This is a genomic window from Pseudoalteromonas sp. SS15 (genome assembly GCF_049257195.1).
Lineage (GTDB): Bacteria > Pseudomonadota > Gammaproteobacteria > Enterobacterales > Alteromonadaceae > Pseudoalteromonas.
In genome coordinates this window covers 667,684-684,621 of the sequence record NZ_JBMMUD010000001.1, presented here as the reverse complement: position 1 = coordinate 684,621, position 16,938 = coordinate 667,684, and the positions used below count along the sequence as shown (strand labels likewise).

Here is a 16,938-nt window from a genome sequence, read left to right as displayed (position 1 = left end):
GTTGGGTCAAAAATTTTTTACTTCGAGTTAGCTTTATTTGCCTTTTTAAATGTAACGACGTGTGTTTTTTAAACAAAAAAATACCTGCAAAAGCAGGTATTCGTTTTTAATTTCATGATGTTAAGGCTATTTTAATTCTTCAGCCACCTCGGCGACTTTCTGTCGCAGCCAAATATGGCTCGCGTCGCGGTGAAGGAGAGGACTCCAGATCATATCCAGCTCGAAAGGTGGAATAGGGAACGGCGGCTCTAAAATAGCTAACTGTGGATCATCTTTATAAATATTGGCAGCTTTTGATGGCAGTGTAGCAATCAAGTTTTGTTCTTTCGCCAGATGAATAGCGACATGATAGTTACGGGTAAAGGTAGCTATGTTTCTGTGTTTACCAAAGTGCGCGAGCGCTTCATCAACCCAACCCAGTTTTTGCACATCTTCTGGGTCCATACCAACACCCACACCAAAGCCCGTTTTACTTACCCAAATATGGCGTGCTTTTAAATATGCATCGAGGTTAAATTTATCGATAATTGGGTTATCAGACTTAATTAAACAGCAAAAGCTGTCTTTCCAGATACGTTTATGGTGGAAAGATTGAGGCAGATTTTCAAAGCGGTTGATGGCCATGTCTACCTTACCATTTTCTACATCATGAAAGGTGACGTCACTAGGCGTTAAAATATCTAATGTAGTGTCTGGGGCTTCTTCATGTAACTTAGTTAATAGTTTTGGCGCAAGCGTACTTGCGGCGTAGTCACTTGCCATGATCCTAAATACACGTTTGCTTTGACTTGCTTCAAACTCACGATTTGGCGCAAGCGTTTCTTCAAGCGTCATTAATATACCGCGAATCACGGGTTGTAACTCTAAGGCGCGCTCTGTAGGCACCATGCCATCACTGGTTCGAACCAAAATTGGGTCGTTGAATAAGTTACGCAGTCTCTTTAGGCCATTACTCATAGCTGGTTGCGTAATACTAAGCTGGTTAGCAGCTCGGGTGACATTGCATTCTCGTAATAAGGTGTCGAGATATACTAATAAATTTAAATCTATTTTACTGATATTCACATTAATCTCTTTTGTTTCGCAATGTGGTTAAATCTTTGCTCTGGCGGGTAAGGGTAAATATGTTTACTCACTTTGTTGATAATATCGGCTTGTGCATTTTGCCAATATTCAACGGTTAATAATTCGGGATGCGTCTGCTCAAAGAATGCTTTTAATTTAGAGCTCGTCATCACAAAAGTTAATAACTGCTCAGGAAATACATCTTGTGGTGCAACTGAATATAAATCAGCCCCTGAGTATAAGTCATCTAAACTAGGCTTAGGTAACGCTCTAAAATTCATTTCTGTTAAGTATTGCACTTCGTCGTAGTCGTAAAATATCACCCTGTGATGCTTACTGACACCAAAGTTTTTCAGCAACATATCTCCCGGAAAGATATTAGCCTGCAACATCTCTTTTATGGCTAATCCATAATCGTCAATGACTTTAAAACTTTGTTCGTCCGAAGCTTGCTCAATAAACAGGTTGAGCGGATTCATTCGTCGTTCGATATATAAGTGTTTAATAACTAAATGATCGTTTTCTATCTTGATACTGCCAGCAATGGTTGCTTGTAATTGTTTAAGCAATTCAGGGCAGAATCTATTTAACGGTAATACGACATCGGAGTATTCGATGGTATCAGCCATTCGACCAACACGGTCGTGATTTTTGACCAGCTGATATCTAGCCAAAACCGTGTCACGACCAAAAGGCTTACTTTCAGAGAATTTATCTTTAATGATTTTAAAAACATACGGAAAGTTTGGGAGCGTAAATACCATCATCACCATGCCTGGGGTTCCTGGGGCGATCACAAACTTATCATTACTGTTATCTAGATGGTGTAAAAACTCACGATAGAACTCGGTTTTACCTTGTTTATGAAAGCCTATTGCATTGTAGAGCTCCGCAGGCGTTTTATTCGGCATTAATTGATTTAAGAAATGCACCATAGCTGATGGGGTATTAGTTGATACCAAAAAATACGCGCGCGCAAAGCCAAAAATAACCCGCATTTGTGAAGAGTTTGTCAGTAAGGCATCAATACAAAGTTTACCATTCTCGTTGTGCAACACAGAAATAATAAAGGGTTGAATGCCACTCTGAGAGACTACGCGACCGATGATATATGCGCCTTTATTGCGATAAAATGGCGAGGGCAGCATATCAAAACGCATTTGATGGTGCTGGTGGTGCGTATCGGGTGCTTGTTGAATAAACGCCTTTACTAATAATCTAATATCTTGTTCTAAATTGGCAAATTCACATTGAAAGTCAAACTCATTGATAATCTGTTTGATGGTGGGTTTTAACCCTTTAACAACTGGAAAATAACTCCGATATTCGGTTTCAACGGCAACAGCTGGTGCATCTTTTAAGGTTGTTTCGACAAAAATAAAATCATTATTGAAATATTGTCTGTCGAATAAACGACAAAATACAGAGTTATAAAAGGTTTCTGCTAGTTCAGCTTGAGGATGAAAGGTTAATAAGTCGAGATAGTGTTGTTTTACTTGATACCAAAAAGATTCATCAAGCACATCGCAGTTTAATAGTTCTTTTACGTCATTGATGGTTTCGTTGACTCGAGCATCATAATGATGGATACGTGCTTTGCTGATTTGCTGGATTTTACCCCAGTCTTGTGTAGCAAAAGCGATAGGGGCTTGCCCTGTGATCTCTTGAAATAATTGATAGTGCTTAGCAAAGCCAGAAAGTATCAATTGGGCTAGACTGAAAGCGTGCATCATCATCCTCGATATTTAGGTAATTTGTCGTCAAAATAGGGTGAAAATTACCAAAAACGCATTATCTTGCTAACACTATATAATGAAAATGGGGTGCTTGGCTATCCCACAATGGTCTACAGATGATTATGATTTATTTAACTTGTTTTAAGCCTTATTGATAGCGGGCTAGTTGCTTCTCTAATCTCGCTATTTGTTTATCAATGTCTTTAATATCTTTTAAATATTGCTTATTGATAGATTTGAGCTGCTTTTTAACATCTCGGATAGTTTGTTGTTTTTTTCGGTCATCCATAACGCGATTCAAGCGAGCTTGTTGCTCTCTAGAGTCTCTGTCTCTGTCACGACTCAAAATAGCAGATTTCTGACGCTTAGCACGGATCTCACGCTTTAAATTTCGGACTATTTGTTGCTTCTCAAGATTATTGAGTGTTTTGAAGTGCTGTTCTGAAGGTATTTTTGCCTCAGGGTTGGAATGCGTCAATGTATGAACTGTGCCATTTCTACCACAAGGGTGCTGACTAAAAATAGTGCCTCTGTCTGTAACACACTTATAGTAACTGACAGAGACCTTTTCAGCAGACACACTCATAGGCAGTAGTATAAGAATGATGGCATATGTTTTTAGCATAAACAGCTCCCTTTAGTTTTCTCCATGACCCTCAGAAGGATTATAGAAATATAGTAAAGCTAAAAAGAGATGCAAGTTAATTGCCACCACTACTGCGAGTGAACTTCTGTAACTCTTTAATACTGTGGATAAGGAAAGGGATATCTAAACTTTGCTCTAATAAGAAACCCTCTGAGCCTGACATTTGTTTATAACTGCCATCTGGATTAACCAAAGTAATTCGGTCTTTCTTGAAAGTAATTAATACACCGTTAGAGTAGTTCACGCCTTCTTGGCGGAAGTCTTGGTTTAGGTTTCTACCTAACATGGTAGCCTCGGCAAGTGTAGGGCAATTGAGTTGCTCAGATACCACAGAATAGATGATGTCGTTAAGTTGTTTAAAACTGTCACTATTTTTGATTTGAATAGAATCTGACACATATGCCTGTGAGGTGGTAATTAGCTCTTTGCTGTTGTCGTCAACAAGAGACAATGCGATCACATTCTCAGTAGGAAGAGCTTCAAGTTTATCTGCTAAGATGATGTTGACCGGGTGCTCACCATCAATATCTTTGAAGCCTGAATCCGTAAAGCCTGATAGGCCCAATAACGCATTTTTCTGTGACCAAGCAGGTAAAGAGCCTCGTAGCTTTTCAGAATTGTAATATGCAGGTAGTCCATATATAAGGTTAAACAGCGCATCTTGACGATTGCTCGGCTGTAAAACATTGTCAAGCACTGATAAATCGGAACGCGCAGATACAAATTCAGTCAGTTGGTCGTTGTTTTTAAATACAATAATATTGACGATTCGATTAGCTGCTTCACAACTTGGTAATGAAGCATTAAGTACAAAGTCACCCTTTGAACCTTCTAATTGTACATTTCTCGCTTGTTGATATTTTTCAATATCAAGTAAATCGTGACGGGCCAGTAAGGTTTTTGCCGTTGTTGGGTAAGAGAGCGGCAATACATTGTCTTGTTTCGTAATATCGAAATAGTTGTTTGCATCGGCCCATATATGAATACTGTGACTTAGGGCAAAACAAGTCACCAGTACACTGGTAGCGTAACGGGCAAATTTTAGGTTTTTCAATCTATCTAGGTGTCGCCAAGCATGGTTACTGGCGATCAATTCCATTCCTAAAATAACGATAATGATAGAACCAGCTATGACAGTAGTTACGGCTGGCGAGCTTGTGAGTGTCGACCAAAGTAAGCTAATTATCTCAGGTAGCGACTGAATATTGATGTGGTAGCCGAGGCTGTAGTACACGAAAGCATCTAGGCATAAGGTTGAAACACCAATCGTTGCAATAGCCGCAGCCATGCCACGAATGTGCCTCGGATAAGGGAATACTAAGCTCAGTGGAAATATGGTTAAGACAAACGCACAAAACGTAATAAAGCTGGTATGACTCACCCAAGTTATCAGCATGTAGAACCAACCAAGCGGTGTACTTGGTTGGCTATCTGCAAATAAATAAATAGAACTGATAAGCAGTACTAAGCCAATATTAGCGAAAGTAAACCAGTGTCCCCAACTCAATAGTTGGCTGGCTTTCGAAGAAAACTGGTTGTCAGGGGTGAGATTCATTCAGTTATTTTACCGATTGCACGAGCGCTTTAGAGAAGTTTTCGGCAACAGCTTGTCTTTTATTTTCTGGCACATGTTCTTTTAGAATATGCGTGATAGAATTTCCTAAACACATTAGACTTAAATCAACAGGTGCCTGTTGTTGAGTTAACACATCGATAAGCTGGTCGACAATTTGTTCTACTTGTTTGTTGGAATATTTAGATTGGATAGGCATCAGTTGGTTCAAAATCAATAAATAATAATTTTTTATTTTAACACCAGAGGCGCGAAAAACAAAGATGAGCATTGAGGTGAATAAACTGGTTGTCCATTATGTCGACAAACAGGACGAAGATACCCAAATCCATTTACGCAATGATGAGATGTCGATTAACGACAGAGTGAATGTATTTATTGAACAATTACATCATGCTTACACCAGTAAACCTGGCAAAGGATACTGTGCGTTTAGCCCAGATAAAAATAGCCAAGTCGCATCGGCGATGCAGAGTTATCGCAATAATGAACTCAATTTTTATAGTGTGACTGAACAAGCCACACAGGTATTAAAAGAAGAGCTAAATAAATACGCGTTTAACGAAACTGGATATCTGGTATTTTGTCACTACCAATATGTGGCAACAGAATACGTGCTAATCGCGCTTATAAACATTAAAGAGCATTACTCGATTACTTCAGAGCTTGATTTATCTGCCTCCCGCCATTTAGATATCTCTCGTATGCAGCTTGCTGCAAGAATTGATTTATCGTCTTGGGATACGCAACCAGAAGATGCCCGTTACATCTCATTCATTAAAGGACGAGCAGGGCGAAAAGTGGCTGACTTTTTCTTGGACTTTTTAGGCTGTGAAGAAGGCATTGATGCTAAACAACAATCGAATGTGATGTTGGCGGCTGTAGAAGATTATTTGAGTGAACAGCAGTTTAATAAAGAAGAAAAAGATAATCTAAGAAAAGAAGTCTTCGATTACTGTAATGACTGTATTACAACAGGTGAAGACGCAAATATAGCTGACTTATCTGAAACACTGTCAAAATCTTCAGAGACCCAATTTGAAGACTTTTATAAAGATCAAAGCTATGACTTAGCTGAATCATTTCCGGTTGATAAGAAGACTTTAACAACGATGGTGAAGTTTTCAGGTTTAGGTGGCGGTGTAAGTGTGGGTTTTGAGCGCAAACACTTAGGCGAGCGAGTATTGTATGATGCTCAAAATGACACGCTTACAATAAAAGGTATTCCACCGAATCTAAAAGAGCAGTTACAACGCTTTTATGAAGAAAACGAATAGCAGTAAATTATGATAATTCTAAAAAAAGAGCCTCGGCTCTTTTTTTATTGGCTTACTCTAAGGTAAAGTCTTGTCTATATTTAAGAATATACTTTAATGTGCCTGACTATTATGAATCAAAAGCCGTTTGTTTATGCTGATATAAATTGCCCGTTTTGTTTTGTACTACACGAGCGGTTAAAAAGTCTCGATTTAATTAACGAAATCGAGTGGCGGTTAGTAGAGCATGCACCCTCTGCAAATGTTCAAGAGTTAAAGTATATTGATATTCTCAATGCCGAATTCAAAGCCGTATTAGATAAAGCGCCTGACATCGAGATCCATAACCCCAAATTTATGGTTAATACCTCAATGCTGAATGAAACACTCAATGCGGTGTCAGGCAGTTATCCAGATAAAGCCTTTGAGTTTAGGGATGCTATATACCGAGCACTATGGATAGACAATTCAGATATATCTGACCCTGTAATTTTAGATTCTTTACTCGTTAAATATGGTGTGGATGAGTTTGAGTTTAGTGAGCAGCAGCAAGCACAACTTCTACAATGGCAATCGGACTGGGAAAAAGGTGACTTTGGACATAAAGTCCCTGCCTTGGTTAACGGAACTGGAGATTTTATTACAGGTTTACAAAATGAAAGTACCTTGCTGTCATTTTTTAAAAATGAAGCCGTGCATCAAATTGATCAGTACAGTGCCTGTAATCTGAAGTTTAATGAAAAAGTGTTTATGCTTGGTGATTCACTATCATCTCAAGTAGTTTCAAGTTATTTGTCTCATGCAGAATATGATTTTTATAAACTTGAGTCGCAAGATGCTTTATTGAGTAAAGCGCTGAAGCAAAACTGTGCTTTGATACTCGTTGAACACCAAGCAGACCCTGACTTTGAGTTCTGTAAGCAGTTTCGTACAATGTCGCAAAGTACAACCCCTGTGATTTATTATAGCGATAAGTTAACCGATGAAATCGAGGCACAAGGTTTTACAATCGGCGTATCAGATATGCTCGATGTAAGCAGACAAAAAGAGAGCTTACTTGGTCGGTTAGCCATGCATATTCGTACAAAACATCAATTAGATATTATCAGTGGTTATGCAACTCATGATGCATTAACTGGGTTTTATAATCGTCGTGAAATTGAACGTGTTTTACAACGCAGTTGGCAAACAGCTTGCCGTTATAGTACAGAATTAACCGTATTTTTGATTGATGTAGATGACCTAAAAAAATATAACCTTAAATATGGTTATGCGGCAGGCGACGAGGCACTTATGGGCATTGCGAATGTGTTATCTGCAGGTAGAAGCGAAGATATAGTCGGGCGCTTTTCTGGTGAAGAATTTGTGATGATTTTACACAATACCCCAGAAAAAGAATTACTAAAAATAGCAAACCGCATTCAGAATAATATTTTATCTCGCAAAATCTGTTATAACAAAGATGATGACAATGACTTTGTGACTGTCTCTATCGGCATTGCGACGACCTTAGCAAACAAAGCACATAATTATACAGATCTACTGGCTTTGGCTGATACAGCTTTAAATGAAACAAAAACGCTTGGCCGTAACCAAGCGATAAAGTTAAGGTTGGTTTAATTTGTAAGTGTGCACTTACATATAAGATGAAGAAATAAACTCAGCGATTTGTGCAGCTAGGTTATCTGCAATCTTATCCATGGCTTTATTTTTTGCCATACTTTGATAAGAAGAAGCCGCTTTTACTTTACTGTTGAAGTGCGCTCTTTCTTCCCCTTTCTCAACGATAGAAACAAAGGTCTGCGCAACGCTATAATGAGTGCTGTCTTGGTTAATATTTTGCCAATCAGTTCTGATCTTGATAGTAAAATCCGGTTTAAATGTCGAAACTTTTAAGCCTTGATCTGTGAGCGCTTTAGCCAGGTGATCTCTTAAATTTGATTCTTTCTCAGAAGTTACTTCAAGATTAAAGCTTAAATCAGCAATCACTTCTTCAGCTTGCTTGGCTTTATAAAATACTGATTCACTTAAGATCACTTGTTGGCTTTGCAGCATAGACAAGAATTCATTCTTTTGAATTCTTTCAGCTAAAAGCTTCTTAACTCTCAATGCAGATTTCAAACGTTGTGTTTTAGTCGGCTGGGTTAAGCTTACACCTGCAATTTGGCTATCAATACCTGAAATCTCGAGTTCGGTTTGCATAATTGCATTGGTTTTATTGAACTCAGCGAGAGCATAAATGGTATTGCCTTGTTGAAACTCTTCACTAATGCGTAACCCTTGTAGCTTTAAGTCAGGCACTTGTGAACGAATTAATTCGTTGAGTTTAAACTTACTACTGCCATTACTGGCTTGTTGCACAATACGGGTATCGGCAGTGATCACGACATTAAGTTGTTTTGCTAAAGCAACACGGGCTGATTCAATCGCTGTATTTTTAGCTTGCTGTAAATCGCCATAATTCTGCGCCTGACCAACGCCGTATACCACATTCGGTGCACTTGGAGTTTGTGTGATCCAAGCTGGGGTCACAGGCTCAGTTCTAGAAGAGGTAGACTGACAACCCGATAACATCAGCAAAGATAAGCACGCAGCTATAGGAGCTTTAGAAACCAAAGCGCGAACGTTTTTGATGTTTTTGAATTTTCTTCTGGCCATTCCATACCTCACGGTTGCTTGTCATATCGATTAATCTTAGGTCTACTTGGTAAAACGTCACTCTTTGTCCATCTTGTTCATCAACAAATGAGTTGATACTCCCAGAGAGGGCATAATCAGCGCCTAGCTCTTGTCCCATTTCATTTTGCGTCTCGATAGAGGCATTAAGTTCTTGGTCTTTACGTTCTTCACGGATCTCATTTCGAATACTGCTGTTCGCCACGAAATCAGCCTGACCCGTTCTTAGAATGGCACGTTTTAAATCATTTAAAAAAGTATCAACTGCAATATGCTGATGAGATTTGTTACGAACACTTTGAATGATAATGGCAGGCTTGCTGCTGTGGTACTTCAAGTGATCGCTAACCCATGGAAAGGTGAGCATATCATTGACCATAGCTTCGGCGACGAGTTGCGAATCCTTAGCATTCCAATTGTCAGATAGAGCAATCTCTTGATTGCTGTCTACGCGTTCAATCTTTGTACTTTGGCAGCCTGAAAGTAATAAAGTGCCTGAAAGTAAAAGACCAGAGTAGGTTAAAAAGTTTCTTGTTCTCTGCATTGTGTTTTCCATTTATAGAGCATTAACTGTTGGCACAGCATTTAAAAAGGTACGCGTATGCCAAACCGTCATTGAACCTTGTACGTCTATGTTAGCCGATTGTTGTATCACTCGTCCCGAGTTTAGGGTGGTTTTTATTGTTAAATTTTGTAGCCCAGGCTCGAGAGAAAGTTGGGCTAGCCTGATTTGTGCAGGCAATGACTGCCATTGTCTTGTGTCAGCCGATGCGGTAATTGCGTTCACGGCGGTTGAAGCAATTTTCACAAAGCTTCCTAATAGATTGTTTTGATCTGCGCCTGCTACTTGCATCGCTTTACGAGCGGTTAAGGCTTTGACGAGCTCTCGCGTAAATGCAATACGAATTTCAGACTGAGCATCAATCAAGGCCTTTTGTAAGGCTAATTGGCTTATTGAATGAAATTGCTCAAGATCTGCTAATTTTTTATTGCCTTGCCAAATCTCAGTCTTACGGATCGGTAATTTGGGTGGAGCTAAATAACTTACTGAGATCCTACCCCCATATTCGAGTGCATCGATTAGCCCGATATCTTCAGCTTCATCCCACAAAGAGCCTAATGGGATCCGCTTAGTCATGGTGCCAAGAAGTACATCGCTTACATCACCGAGTATGTAATTTTGCATCAGGTCAAATAAGCTAGTGTCAGCATAAAGCATCTGAAACCACAGTCGCTGCTCACGCTTTTCTTGTTCTGAGCCAATAAAAATAGGGTACATCACCAAGGCTTTAGATCGCGCTTCGGCCCTTAACATAAAGTTAAATTGTTTTTTTTCTGGTGCAATCCCTAGGTTTTGGATAATCGTAACTTGTTTACCCTCGGGAATTTCAATAGAGCTATGTTTACTCAGCAGGTTTTGCAATTCTGAGTGATAGCCACCTGCTAATTTCATCGTCCGCGCTAAGTTTTTCAGTGCAAGTTTTTCGGTGGTATCAGTTAAGCCATATTGCTTAGTAAAGCCATTTGCATATGCGTGAGCGGCCCTCTGATACTGCAATCGAGCAGCATCTAAATCTTTATTTTGCTCACTTAGTAGACCACTGAATAAATGAATGAAAGCATCATCTTTATATTCTATGTTTTCTAAAAGTGCTTCTGGTGCAGCGATTGGTTTTAAAATGTCATATATAATATCAGTAAGAGAGCCTTCATTTTCTTGTTCAGAACGGTTGTAACCACCCGTTTCAGACTTTAAATTTTCCATGTAAACATCAAGCTGTCGCATTTCAACTTGGCTCGAATCTAGGTAGGTTTCACGCATACTTGGGTTAAGTTGAGCGAGTGAATTAAAGTTCAACGCTTTCAGATAATGTATCAGGGGTAAATAATAGTCTTTGCCCTCATAGTTGGCAAAACTGGGCCCGCTTAACATTGCTAAGGCTTGTTCAGATACACTAATCGTGTAAAACGATTCGATGTGTGTTTTAGCTCTCTCAAGATGCTGATTGCTTTGTAAGTAATCTTTCTCTAGGTGAAGAATAGTCGCAAGTTCTAATTCGTGCAGAAGTCTATCTCGACCCACAGACGAATAGTTTTGTTTTATAGTCTGCTTTGCTTGGGTAAATTGCCCTTGTTCTATTTGCAAGATAGCGCTTTTGTTAGCATGAATGGTATTGCAACCCGATAGAAATATAAGCGTTAGGCAGCAAACAAAAAGTTGTTTTAATGAGAAAAAATGAAATACCTTCAAAGACACATCCTTTGCACTGAAAATAAATAAAGAATATAGTAACTTATAACCAAGTAAGTTAAATAAAAATAGTAACATTTGAAAGTGTAAAATTGTTAAAAGGTGTTTTTACACTTTATTACTGTTTAGCTTGATTAACTTTGCTACAGTAACTCTAACATTGCTTAAGGCTATAAAGGAAACCAAGATGAAAGTTAAACCACTAATTGCATCAGTGTTCATGGCAGGTATGCTATCAGCGTGTAGTTCAACCTCAGACAGCACGGCATCAAGCTCTCGTGTAAATGTACCTGATTGGGTTTTAAACCCTGTTGTTGAAAATGGTATTGCAGCTGCTGATTGTATTAAGTACTCAGGTAATATCTCAATAGATCAAAAAATGGCAGTTGCAAATGCACGTTTGGCATTGGCGCAACAAATTGAGACACGTATTGAAGGTTTAGATAAAACTTTTGCTAACCGTGTTGATGCAAATGATAAAACGACTGTGGGCTCAACTTTTAGTTCTGTCTCTAAGCAGTTAACTAAACAAACTTTACGAGGCTCTCGCGTAGTTAAAGCTGACATCGTTGATATTGCTGGCAAAGATTATTTTTGTGCATTAACAACTTTATCTCCAGAGCTGACAAAAACACTGTTTCAAGACTTAGTGAAAGAAACAAAGCTTAAAATTGATCCACAAGATGAGCAGTTTTTATATCAGGAATTTAAAGCGTTCAAAGCAGAGCAAGATTTAGAAAAGGAAATTGCTAGATTAACAAACTAAAGCAATTCTAAGCGCATCATTCGATGCGCTTTTTTTGTCATTGAGGACAAGCAAATGAAACGTCAATTAATGCTATTAGCAGCATCCCCCATTTTAGCACTGCAGGTGCAAGCTACGCCTTCTACGCTTTATTCTGAACTCGATAAAGCCATGCAGTCATGGCAGGCAGAGCAAAAGCCCTCTCAAGAAAACAACTTATCTGAATTTGAGGCGTTTAAACAGCAGCACTTAAAAGATTTTAACCGCTATGTTGAAACGCAAATGGCTGAATATGATAAATTCAGGGATCAGCTTTTAAAATCTTGGGGTGATGCGCAAGTAACAAATCAAAATCAGTTTGTGAGTTATTCTGAGGATGATTCAGCCAGATTGAATGTTGATTTTGAGAATAATACGCTCACTTTGAGTGTTAAGCATAAGGCAGGGAACGCACCTAAAAAACACGAAGTAGAGGCGTTATTTCAGCAATTTCTTCGCTCTGAACAAGCACTACTGAAAGAGTTTTATAACCATGCACCTGCATCTTTAGATGAGCGAGATTTTAAACAATCAGACACCACAAAGATCGATAAAAAATCTCAAGCAAAGGCATTGAAAAAGGCGCTGCAAGAGATAAAGAAGCAAACGCGTCTTCAGCAACAAGCGCTTGATAAAAAGTATGACGAACAACTTGTGAATGAAAATGGTAATAAACAATCGCTTAAATCTTTAGAAAAAGATAAAGCAGCCTTAAAACAGTTAGAACAAAAGCGTATGCTTACTCTTAAAAAGAGTGTGCCTGAAATTATCTCAGAGGCACCAAAGGACACGCTTATTACTGAATTTGTAATCACCTTACCTAAAAGCAATCAGGTATCACAGCGTGCAGAGAAATACCTTGCGCCGATAAAAAAGCAAAGTGCACGATTTGAGTTACCTCCTGCAACGATATTGGCAGTGATGCATACCGAAAGCCATTTCAATCCAATGGCGAAATCGCATATTCCCGCTTTTGGTTTAATGCAAGTTGTGCCTACAAGTGCAGGAATTGACGTGAATCGATTCTTATATGACATAGACGCGCCAATGTCAGCGCCATATTTATACGTTTCTGATAATAATATAGAAGCGGGCTCGGCTTATTTGCATTTACTAGATAAACGTTACTTAAAACATATTTCAGATCCTTTAAGCAGGAAGTACTGCATGATAGCAGCTTACAATACTGGTGCCGGGAATGTCGCGAGGGCTTTCAATGGTGATGGCTCTAGAAGCATTCGCAATGCCAGTAAAGTCATTAACTCTATGTCTCCAGAGCGTGTTTTAGAAGTATTGAGCGCAAATTTACCTTATAACGAAACTAGAAAGTATATTCATAAGGTGCTTGAGAAAGAGAAGCTATACGCAGTGGATAATACCAATCCTCAATAATACTTAATCATTTTGAGGGACTAAAACTGACGTTAGCTTCGTTGAAAATTTCTTATTTAGAACAACTAAATGGCAAAATTTTCGCCTCGCTACCGACAAGTTTTACTTGCCTCAAAATAGATCACTTAATTAAGAGGATTGGTATAAACTCTAGTTTTTTACAAAAAACAAAAAAGGCTGCAGATGCAGCCTTTTTTAGTCAGTAGTGATACTTAGTCAGCTTGAGCAGGAGAGGCCATGTCGGCACTTGCTCTCGCCGTTGGTGCTTTAGAGCCCGCAGACATACCTGAGTTATGAGTAGGTGTACGTTGCTCTAAAGGCATAGCTGATGGCATTTCAAATGCTTCAATGTCATCACTGCTTTGTGCTTTTGTCATTGGCGCTGATGCATTGGCATGGAAACGAACGCGAGGTAGCGCTGACAAAGCGGTAGCCGCTTTAGGTGTTTCAACAGCTTCTTCCTCAAGCGCTTCAGCGACTTCAACAACTTCTTCTGCTTTAGGTGTTTCAACTACTTCAACAGTTTCTTCTGTTTTAGGCGCTTCAGCGACTTCAACAGTTTCTTCTGCTTTAGGTGCTTCAACTAATTCAACAGTTTCTTCTGCTTTAGGTGCTTCAGCGACTTCAACAGTTTCTTCTGTTTGAGGTGCTTCAGCTACTTCAACAGTTTCTTCTGTTTGAGGTGCTTCAACTACTTCAACAGTGTCTTCTGCTTTAGGCATTTCAGCAGCTGCAACAGCTTCTTCAGCTTTAGGCGTTTCAGCAGCTGCAACAGCTTCTTCAGCTTGAGGCGCTTCGGCTACTGCAACAGCTTCTTCTGCTTTTGGCGTTTCAGCTACTTCAACAACCTCTTCTGTTACCTGCTTAGCTTTAAGCTCAGCTTCGTATTCAGCTGCAGCTTGATCTGCTACAGGGATGAATGCAGGCTCTTGCTCTTTCTCAGAAGATTCTGGCTTTCTTCTACGCTGACCGGCTGCACGAAGGTGGCGAGGAGAACGACGAGAACGTGTTCTTGGAGCTTCTTCACCTTGCTCAACAGATTCAGTAGTTACTTCCGTTACCTGAGTGGCTTCATCAGAAACAGCCTCTACCGGTTTATCCTCTGTTTGAACTGCTTTTTTAGGCTTCTCAGCGCGCTTTGTTTCAGAACGTGCGGCTTTTTCCTCACCTTGAGCTTTAACTTGGGTTTGCTCTTGAGAAATAGTCGCATTTTCAGACTCAGAACCTTCAGCTGTATTGTTACTATCTAGATTTTCAATAGCAGCTTCTTGATCAGCAATACGTACCTTTTTGCGAAGGTTGCGACGCTGACGTCTCGGTTTTACGCGAACTTCAGCATTTGCAGTTTCTTCGGTATTAGTTTGTTGCTTTTCATCAGCTTCTTTATTAGTACGATTGTCAGGACGACGACGTGTATTTTGACGACGGCGCTTATTGCGATTTTCCTGACCTTCTTTTTTCTCAATCTGGTCTTTGCTTTCAGAATTGTCTTTAGCTTGGGCATCATCACGTTTTTTGTGATTGCGACGCTTCTGCTGATTGCGACGGCGATTATCATTATTGCGACGTGGTTTACGTTCTTGCTTTTTGTTCTCAGTTTCTTTCTTTTCAGATTCTTCTTCTGATGAAAACAGACCTTTTAACCAATTACCTATACGCGTTAATAGCCCTTCAGACTTAACCTCTTCGGCTTTAGGCGCAACTACTGCAGGTTGAGGTGCAGGCGCTGGTGCAGAAGGCATAACAACACCTTTAAGTACCGGCTCTTCTTTAGGGGTTGTGTTTACAGCAACTTCGATTACTTCCGGCTCAGGTGTAACAATTTGCTCGTAACTCGCAGTCTCTGGTGTTTCATCTTTACGCAAACGAACCACTTCATAGTGAGGTGTTTCTAGGTGCTGGTTTGGAATGATGAATACATTACAGTTATGACGTTTCTCGATACGATGAACAGACTTGCGCTTTTCATTTAGAAGATAAGCTGCAACAGCTACAGGCACTTGTGCGTTGACTTGTGCAGTATTCTCTTTAATCGCTTCTTCTTCGATTAAACGTAAGATAGAAAGGGCGATAGATTCGTTCGAACGAATTGTACCTTGGCCACTACAGCGCGGGCATGAATGCTGGCTCGCTTCACCTAATGAAGGGCGAAGACGTTGACGTGACATCTCAAGTAAACCAAAGCGTGAAATCTTACCAATTTGTACACGTGCTCGGTCCGGACGTACAGCATCTTTTAGACGGTTTTCAACTTCACGTTGATGACGTGGTGGAGTCATATCGATGAAATCGATAACAATTAGACCACCTAAATCACGCAAACGTAATTGACGTGCAATCTCATCAGCCGCTTCAAGATTAGTATTTAATGCGGTTTCTTCAATATCGCCACCTTTGGTCGCCTTTGAAGAGTTGATATCAATTGACGTTAATGCTTCAGTTGGGTCAATGACAATTGAGCCACCAGAAGGTAAGCGTACTTCACGTTGGAAAGCAGATTCAATTTGACTTTCGATTTGGTAATGCGTGAATAGTGGTACGTCGTTTTGATAAAGCTTAACGCGGTTGATGAAGTCAGGACGGAAGCGCTCGATATGTGCTTTAGCTTCTTCAAAAACACGGGCTTTATCAATTAAAATTTCACCAATATCACGACGTAAATAATCACGGATCGCACGGAAAATTACATTACTTTCTTGGTGGATTAAGAATGGTGCTTTACCACTGTCAGCAGCTTGCTGGATTGCATCCCAATGAACAAGAAGTGCTTTTAAATCGTACTCTAGTTCTTCAAATGACTTACCAACACCCGCAGTACGAACAATCAGTCCCATGCCTTTTGGTAAATCTAATCGGCTTAGCGCTTCTTTTAGTTGAATTCGCTCGTCACCTTCAATACGACGGGAAATCCCACCGGCACGAGGGTTGTTCGGCATTAAGACTAAATAACTACCTGCAACACTAATAAAAGTTGTTAAAGCAGCCCCTTTTTGGCCTCGCTCTTCTTTATCAACCTGAACGATAACTTCTTGGCCTTCTTTGATCACATCTTTGATGTTAGGACGGCCATTGAACGTGTAACCTTCTGGGAAGTAAGTTTTAGCGATTTCTTTAAGAGGAAGGAAACCGTGTCTCTCAGCACCGTAATCAACAAATGCAGCTTCTAGAGATGGTTCGATTCGAGTGATTTTACCTTTGTAAATATTGGCTTTTTTCTGTTCGTGGCCAGGACTTTCGATATCTAAGTCATATAATTTCTGACCGTCAACCAGTGCGACGCGCATTTCTTCTTGCTGCGTAGCATTGATCAGCATACGTTTCATATTGTTAACTCTACTTTCAAATTAAGTCGAGTCTGATGTGCAAAGCGTGGACCTGACGAGTGCCCCATATTTAATGATGCAGTCTCACGACTGGGGTCAATGGAATGTTCTTACAACTTATTTTTTAAGCGCACGGTGACGGTTATCACTACCAGTTTATTCGCACGGTAAGGGCGCTTCTTAGTGAATAAGTTTAATCTCGTTTTTGGCTTTTACTTACGCAATCAGACATTTAT

Annotated in this window: 13 protein-coding genes; 4 read left to right on the top strand and 9 right to left on the bottom strand. The window is 39.7% G+C overall.

Annotated elements, in window-relative coordinates:
- Positions 1-126 precede the first annotated feature (126 nt).
- The 5 genes from AAEU28_RS02985 to AAEU28_RS02965 all read right to left on the bottom strand — a co-directional run bounded on the left by AAEU28_RS02985 (position 127) and on the right by AAEU28_RS02965 (position 5,219).
- Complete coding sequence (locus AAEU28_RS02985; RefSeq protein ID WP_130255821.1) at positions 127-1,065, bottom strand: LysR family transcriptional regulator; 939 nt, start codon at positions 1,063-1,065, stop codon at positions 127-129.
- The gene (gene aceK / locus AAEU28_RS02980; RefSeq protein ID WP_421963091.1) at positions 1,062-2,795 is read right to left on the bottom strand and encodes a bifunctional isocitrate dehydrogenase kinase/phosphatase; all 1,734 of its coding nucleotides are present in this window, start codon (positions 2,793-2,795) and stop codon (positions 1,062-1,064) included. The genes AAEU28_RS02985 and aceK overlap by 4 nt, the downstream gene beginning before the upstream one ends.
- Positions 2,796-2,949: 154 nt before the next feature.
- Entirely contained in the window at positions 2,950-3,426 is a 477-nt protein-coding gene (locus AAEU28_RS02975) for a DUF4124 domain-containing protein (protein ID WP_421962882.1), read from the bottom strand.
- Between the two features lie 76 nt (positions 3,427-3,502).
- A complete protein-coding gene (locus AAEU28_RS02970) occupies positions 3,503-5,002 on the bottom strand; it encodes a DUF3413 domain-containing protein (RefSeq protein ID WP_421962881.1) in 1,500 nt (499 codons plus the stop codon).
- Positions 5,003-5,006: 4 nt separating this feature from the next.
- Positions 5,007-5,219 (bottom strand): DUF1414 domain-containing protein, encoded by a 213-nt coding sequence (locus AAEU28_RS02965; RefSeq protein WP_058030147.1) that lies wholly within the window; start codon positions 5,217-5,219, stop codon positions 5,007-5,009.
- A 64-nt stretch (positions 5,220-5,283) separates the two neighbouring features.
- On the opposite strand from AAEU28_RS02965, the gene yejK reads away from it, so the two are divergent.
- Both yejK and AAEU28_RS02955 read left to right on the top strand, forming a co-directional pair.
- Positions 5,284-6,297 carry a nucleoid-associated protein YejK gene (gene yejK / locus AAEU28_RS02960; RefSeq protein WP_421962880.1) on the top strand — a complete coding sequence of 338 codons (1,014 nt, stop codon included), beginning with the start codon at positions 5,284-5,286 and terminating at the stop codon, positions 6,295-6,297.
- Between the two features lie 111 nt (positions 6,298-6,408).
- Complete coding sequence (locus tag AAEU28_RS02955; protein ID WP_421962879.1) at positions 6,409-7,896, top strand: diguanylate cyclase; 1,488 nt, start codon at positions 6,409-6,411, stop codon at positions 7,894-7,896.
- A 15-nt stretch (positions 7,897-7,911) separates the two neighbouring features.
- Here AAEU28_RS02955 and AAEU28_RS02950 read toward each other — a convergent pair whose 3' ends face one another.
- The 3 genes from AAEU28_RS02950 to AAEU28_RS02940 are packed head-to-tail and all read right to left on the bottom strand — an operon-like array spanning position 7,912 to position 11,098.
- Positions 7,912-8,934: a hypothetical protein gene (locus AAEU28_RS02950; protein ID WP_421962878.1), complete on the bottom strand. Its 1,023-nt coding sequence runs from the start codon at positions 8,932-8,934 to the stop codon at positions 7,912-7,914.
- Positions 8,882-9,496, bottom strand: coding sequence for a penicillin-binding protein activator LpoB (locus tag AAEU28_RS02945; protein WP_421962877.1), 615 nt, complete (start codon positions 9,494-9,496; stop codon positions 8,882-8,884). The genes AAEU28_RS02950 and AAEU28_RS02945 overlap by 53 nt, the downstream gene beginning before the upstream one ends.
- Before the next feature lie 12 nt (positions 9,497-9,508).
- Positions 9,509-11,098, bottom strand: coding sequence for a hypothetical protein (locus AAEU28_RS02940; protein WP_421962876.1), 1,590 nt, complete (start codon positions 11,096-11,098; stop codon positions 9,509-9,511).
- 292 nt (positions 11,099-11,390) lie between these two features.
- Here AAEU28_RS02940 and AAEU28_RS02935 point away from each other — a divergent pair, with 292 nt between their 5' ends.
- Entirely contained in the window at positions 11,391-11,969 is a 579-nt protein-coding gene (locus tag AAEU28_RS02935; RefSeq protein ID WP_404390229.1) for an LPP20 family lipoprotein, read from the top strand.
- Between the two features lie 54 nt (positions 11,970-12,023).
- On the top strand, positions 12,024-13,379 hold the full coding sequence (locus AAEU28_RS02930) for a transglycosylase SLT domain-containing protein (protein ID WP_421962875.1): 1,356 nt from the start codon (positions 12,024-12,026) through the stop codon (positions 13,377-13,379).
- 212 nt (positions 13,380-13,591) lie between these two features.
- Here the strand turns inward: AAEU28_RS02930 and rne are convergent, their stop codons facing one another.
- Positions 13,592-16,702, bottom strand: coding sequence for a ribonuclease E (rne, locus tag AAEU28_RS02925; RefSeq protein WP_421962874.1), 3,111 nt, complete (start codon positions 16,700-16,702; stop codon positions 13,592-13,594).
- Positions 16,703-16,938 lie beyond the last annotated feature (236 nt).

Coding starts and splice junctions, on each gene's coding strand:
- AAEU28_RS02955 (WP_421962879.1), top strand. CDS start 6,409: ATGAATCAAAAGCCGTTTGTTTATGCTGATATAAATTGCCCGTTTTGT.
- AAEU28_RS02935 (WP_404390229.1), top strand. CDS start 11,391: ATGAAAGTTAAACCACTAATTGCATCAGTGTTCATGGCAGGTATGCTA.
- AAEU28_RS02975 (WP_421962882.1), bottom strand. CDS start 3,426: ATGCTAAAAACATATGCCATCATTCTTATACTACTGCCTATGAGTGTG.
- yejK (WP_421962880.1), top strand. CDS start 5,284: ATGAGCATTGAGGTGAATAAACTGGTTGTCCATTATGTCGACAAACAG.
- AAEU28_RS02945 (WP_421962877.1), bottom strand. CDS start 9,496: ATGCAGAGAACAAGAAACTTTTTAACCTACTCTGGTCTTTTACTTTCA.
- AAEU28_RS02930 (WP_421962875.1), top strand. CDS start 12,024: ATGAAACGTCAATTAATGCTATTAGCAGCATCCCCCATTTTAGCACTG.
- AAEU28_RS02950 (WP_421962878.1), bottom strand. CDS start 8,934: ATGGCCAGAAGAAAATTCAAAAACATCAAAAACGTTCGCGCTTTGGTT.
- AAEU28_RS02965 (WP_058030147.1), bottom strand. CDS start 5,219: ATGCCTATCCAATCTAAATATTCCAACAAACAAGTAGAACAAATTGTC.
- aceK (WP_421963091.1), bottom strand. CDS start 2,795: ATGCACGCTTTCAGTCTAGCCCAATTGATACTTTCTGGCTTTGCTAAG.
- AAEU28_RS02970 (WP_421962881.1), bottom strand. CDS start 5,002: ATGAATCTCACCCCTGACAACCAGTTTTCTTCGAAAGCCAGCCAACTA.
- rne (WP_421962874.1), bottom strand. CDS start 16,702: ATGAAACGTATGCTGATCAATGCTACGCAGCAAGAAGAAATGCGCGTC.